The sequence below is a fragment of the Pseudomonas sp. SDO5522_S412 genome, assembly GCF_054071215.1.
In genome coordinates this window covers 1-4,528 of sequence record NZ_JBSVWQ010000336.1, presented here as the reverse complement: position 1 = coordinate 4,528, position 4,528 = coordinate 1, and the positions used below count along the sequence as shown (strand labels likewise).

Annotated in this window: 4 protein-coding genes; 3 read left to right on the top strand and 1 reads right to left on the bottom strand. The window is 63.5% G+C overall.

Translation table 11 applies throughout. The features are described 5' to 3' along the window. Positions 1-86: 86 nt before the first annotated feature. A complete protein-coding gene (locus ACW9I6_RS30890) occupies positions 87-650 on the bottom strand; it encodes an NAD(P)H nitroreductase (RefSeq protein WP_219406089.1) in 564 nt (187 codons plus the stop codon). Positions 651-789: 139 nt separating this feature from the next. Between ACW9I6_RS30890 and ACW9I6_RS30885 the strand changes: the two genes are divergently transcribed. Genes ACW9I6_RS30885 through ACW9I6_RS30875 form a run of 3 tightly spaced genes read left to right on the top strand, consistent with a single transcriptional unit; the run spans position 790 to position 4,413 of the window. Then, the gene (locus tag ACW9I6_RS30885) at positions 790-2,217 is read left to right on the top strand and encodes a di-heme oxidoreductase family protein (RefSeq protein WP_008435515.1); all 1,428 of its coding nucleotides are present in this window, start codon (positions 790-792) and stop codon (positions 2,215-2,217) included. Between the two features lie 31 nt (positions 2,218-2,248). Continuing rightward, complete coding sequence (locus ACW9I6_RS30880; protein WP_102369806.1) at positions 2,249-3,313, top strand: imelysin family protein; 1,065 nt, start codon at positions 2,249-2,251, stop codon at positions 3,311-3,313. A 2-nt stretch (positions 3,314-3,315) separates the two neighbouring features. Then, complete coding sequence (locus ACW9I6_RS30875; RefSeq protein WP_457340189.1) at positions 3,316-4,413, top strand: DUF1513 domain-containing protein; 1,098 nt, start codon at positions 3,316-3,318, stop codon at positions 4,411-4,413. Positions 4,414-4,528: the final 115 nt, after the last annotated feature.

Here is a 4,528-nt window from a genome sequence, read left to right as displayed (position 1 = left end):
AGTCGGTACATGTATTGACTGACACACCGCATTCGCGAGCAAGCCCGCTCCCACACCAGCCCGTCCACATTTAGAGTCGCGGTGCCTTATTGACCCGTCCAGGCCGCCACAAACGGCGCGAGGTCTTCTTTCGGGGCCGTACGCGGCGGGTTTTGTGGGGTGCCCAGGTAGAGGAAGCCAATCACTTCCTCATCCGCCTTCAGCCCGAGGCCTTTGGCGACATGGGCCGAGTACGACAACTCACCGGTGCGCCACACCGCGCCGATCCCCTGGGCGTACGCCGCCAGCAGAATCCCGTGAGCCGCACAGGCCGCCGCCAGCAGCTGCTCGGATTTTGGCACTTTGAAATGTTCCTGCAGGCGGGCAATCACCACCACCACCAACGGCGCCCGCAGCGGGCCGTTCTGCGCCTTGTCGATCACGGCCTGGGGCGCGTCGGCGTCCTGCAGGCGGGCGGCTTCGGCCAGCAGGGTGCCCATGCGCTCACGTGCCCCACCTTCCACCGTCAGGAAGCGCCAGGGGCGCAGTTGGCCGTGGTCGGGCGCGCGCATGGCAGCGGCGAACAGCAGGTCGCGCTGCTCCTGGGTCGGTGCCGGGTCCAGCAGTCGCGGCACGGAAACACGGTTGAGCAAAGCGTCGAGAGCCTGCATTGGCCACCTCCAGAGAAAAATGTGCGGTCATTCTAGCGGGAATGAATCGGATACCACCAAACGATAATTGCTCTTATTCAATCCGCCCTGCCCTGTTAGACTTTGCGGCCTTATTTTCAGCCTACGTTCAGGAAGACTGATGTCCCGTTCGCCCCTTCGCCTGTCTGCACTGTTGATGGCCTTGAGCCTGAGTGCCTGCGATGACGCCCCGCGCTTCACCAAGGCCGAGCCTGGTGAAGCGCGTGCCGGTGGCGCGACCACGGTGAGGAAGACCGACCAGAACGCCTTCTCCCTGCCCTCGGCCAACCTGTCGCCCACCCGGCGCCTGGACTTCAGCGTCGGCAACAGTTTCTTTCGCAGCCCCTGGGTGATTGCCCCGTCCACCACCACTGCCCGCGACGGGCTGGGGCCGCTGTTCAATACCAATGCCTGCCAGAACTGCCATATCAAGGATGGCCGTGGGCATCCGCCATTGCCCGATGCGCCCAACGCGGTGTCGATGCTGGTACGCCTGTCGATTCCCGATGCACCGCCCTATGCGAAGGTCATCGAGCAACTGGGTGTAGTCCCCGAACCGGTCTACGGTGGGCAATTGCAGGACATGGCCGTGCCCGGCGTCGCCCCGGAGGGCAAGGTGCGGGTCGACTACACGCCGGTCAACGTCCGCTTCAAGGACGGCACCGTGGTCGAATTGCGCAAGCCTGCCCTGCAAATCACCCAGCTCGGTTATGGGCCGATGCACCCCGACACGCGCTTCTCGGCGCGGGTTGCACCGCCGATGATCGGCCTGGGGCTGCTCGAAGCGATCCCCGACGCCGACATCCTGCGCAACACCGACCCGAAAACCGCCGACAAGGAAGCCATTGTCGGGCGGGCGAATTGGGTCTGGGACGACGCGCAACACAAGACCGTACTCGGTCGATTTGGCTGGAAAGCCGGGCAACCGAACCTCAATCAACAAAATGTTCACGCGTTCTCTGGTGATATGGGCCTGACCACCTCCCTGAGACCGTTCGATGACTGCACCGATGCACAAGTGGCCTGCAAACAGGCGCCCAACGGCAATGGCCCGGATGGCGAGCCTGAGGTCAGCGACAACATCCTGCGCCTGGTGCTGTTCTACACCCGCAACCTGGCCGTCCCCGCCCGCCGCGACGTCAACGCACCGCAAGTGCTGGCCGGGAAAAACCTGTTCTACCAGGCCGGTTGCCAGGGCTGCCACACCCCGCAATTCACCACGGCGCCCACCGCCGCCGAACCTGAATTGGCTAACCAGGTGATTCGCCCCTACAGCGACTTGCTGCTGCACGACATGGGCGACGGCCTCGCCGACAACCGCAGCGAATTCAAGGCCAGTGGCCGCGACTGGCGCACGCCGCCGTTGTGGGGCATTGGCCTGACGCAAGCCGTCAGTGGCCACACCCAGTTCTTGCATGACGGCCGCGCCCGCAACCTGATGGAGGCCGTGCTGTGGCACGGCGGTGAAGCCCAGGCGGCGCAGCAGCATGTGTTGTCGTTCAATGCCGAGCAGCGCGCCGCGTTGCTGGCATTTCTGAATTCTTTATAAGCTTTGTCCTAATTACAGAAGGGAGCTCGACATGTTCCGTCCCAAGTTGTTGTTCACCAGCCTGGCCGCCCTCGCCCTCGGTGCGTGCTCGCCCCAGGACCCGCAAGCGGTGACCTCGGCGGCCATCGCCAAGCAAGTGATCCTGCCGACCTACAGCCGCTGGGTTGAAGCCGACCGCCAACTGGCCGTCAGCGCCCTGGCCTACTGCCAGGGCAAGGAAAGCCTGGAGACCGCCCGCGCCGACTTCCTGCACGCGCAAAAGGCCTGGGCCGAGTTGCAACCGCTGCTGATCGGCCCGCTGGCCGAGGGCAACCGCTCGTGGCAGGTGCAGTTCTGGCCGGACAAGAAAAACCTGGTGGGTCGTCAAGTCGAGCAACTGGTGACCGCCCAACCACAGATCGACGCCGCCACCCTGGCCAAATCCAGCGTCGTGGTGCAGGGCCTGTCGGCCTACGAATACATCCTCTACGACGCCAAGACCGATCTGGCGGACGAGACGCAAAAAGCCCGCTACTGCCCGTTGCTGGTAGCCATCGGCGAGCGCCAGAAACTGCTGGCCGAAGAGATCCTGTCGAGCTGGAACAGCACCGACGGCATGCTGGCGCAGATGACCAAGTTTCCTAACCAGCGCTACGCCGATTCCCACGAAGCCATCGCCGACCTGCTGCGGGTTCAAGTGACTGCGCTGGACACCCTGAAGAAAAAACTCGGCACCCCGATGGGCCGCCAGACCAAGGGCATCCCGCAACCGTTCCAGGCCGATGCGTGGCGCAGCCAGTCGTCCCTGCAAAGCCTGGAAGCCAGCCTGGCTGCCGCCCAGACCGTCTGGGTCGGCGTCGACAACAAAGGCCTGCGCGGCCTGTTGCCTGCCGATCAAAAGCCCCTGGCTGACAAGATCGACGCCGCGTATGCCGCCTCCCTGAAACTCTTCGCCAGCAACCAGCGTACGCTGAATGAAATGCTGGCCGACGATGCCGGGCGCCAGCAACTCAACGATATCTACGACAGCCTCAACGTGGTCCACCGCCTGCATGAAGGCGAGCTGGCCAAGGCGCTGGGCATCCAACTGGGCTTTAACGCCAACGACGGTGACTGATGATGCTCAGGCGACAGGCTTTGGCCCTCGGCAGCGTGCTGCTCAGTGCGATCACTTTGGGCGGCTGGACGCTGTTCAAGCAGAAGGGCAAAAGCCCGCTGCTGCTCTCGGCGCGGGATGACAGTGATGGCAGGCACTACGCCGTCGGCTTTCGCCTGGACGGCAAGCAGGTATTTGCCACCGAGGTCGGCCAGCGCTGCCACGACATCATCAACCACCCGACGCTGCCGATTGCGCTGTTTGTCGCCCGCCGGCCGGGCACCGAGAGTTACCTGATCGACTTGCGGGACGGGGCGCTGCTGCAAACCATCACCTCCAAGGCCAATCGCCACTTTTACGGGCATGCGGTGGTGCACAAGGATGGCGAGTGGTTGTATGCCACAGAGAACGACACGTCTGACCCGGGTCGCGGTTTGCTGGGTGTATACCGGTTCGAGGGTGAGCGGTTGGTGCACACCGGGGAGATTTCTACCCATGGGATTGGGCCGCACCAGGTGTCGTGGATGCCTGATGGCGAGACGCTGGTGGTGGCTAACGGCGGGATTCGCACTGAGGCTGAGAGCCGGGTGGAGATGAACCTGAATGCCATGGAGCCGAGCCTGGTCCTGATGAAGCGCGACGGGACGCTGTTGAGCAAGGAGACCCTGAGCCAGCAGATGAACAGTGTGCGGCATATGGGGATTGCCAGCGACGGGACGATCCTCGCGGGGCAGCAGTTCATGGGGGCGTCACATGAGCGTTCGGAGTTGCTGGCGATCAAGCGACCGGGGCAGGCGTTTGTAGCGTTTCCGGTGGCGGATGAGCAGTTGCAGGCCATGGGGCACTACACGGCCAGTGTGGCGGTGCACAGCGAGTTGCGGCTGGTGGCGTTGACGGCGCCACGGGGGAATCGATTCTTTATCTGGAACATGGACAGCGCGCAGTTGCTGCTGGACGGGCCGTTGCCGGATTGTGCCGGGGTGGGTGCGGTGGCTGATGGGTTTGTGGTGACTTCCGGGCAGGGCCGTTGCCGGTTTTACGATTGCCGGCAGGTGCCGTTGGTGGGCAAGCCGCTGGAATTGCCGGCGGGGCTTTGGGATAACCATCTGCATCTGGTTTGATCGGGGGGCTGATTGGGGGCATATCCGTTGCTGCGGTTATGGCCGCTATTGGTTCCGCTTTTACAGCGGCTCACTTTTGAAAAGCGCAAAAGTAAGCAAAACGCTCTTGCCCCAC

What these genes read in the sequence shown, in the direction of transcription:
- ACW9I6_RS30880 (WP_102369806.1), top strand. Translation starts at nt 2,249, where the DNA reads ATGTTCCGTCCCAAGTTGTTGTTCACCAGCCTGGCCGCCCTCGCCCTC.
- ACW9I6_RS30890 (WP_219406089.1), bottom strand. Translation starts at nt 650, where the DNA reads ATGCAGGCTCTCGACGCTTTGCTCAACCGTGTTTCCGTGCCGCGACTG.
- ACW9I6_RS30875 (WP_457340189.1), top strand. Translation starts at nt 3,316, where the DNA reads ATGCTCAGGCGACAGGCTTTGGCCCTCGGCAGCGTGCTGCTCAGTGCG.
- ACW9I6_RS30885 (WP_008435515.1), top strand. Translation starts at nt 790, where the DNA reads ATGTCCCGTTCGCCCCTTCGCCTGTCTGCACTGTTGATGGCCTTGAGC.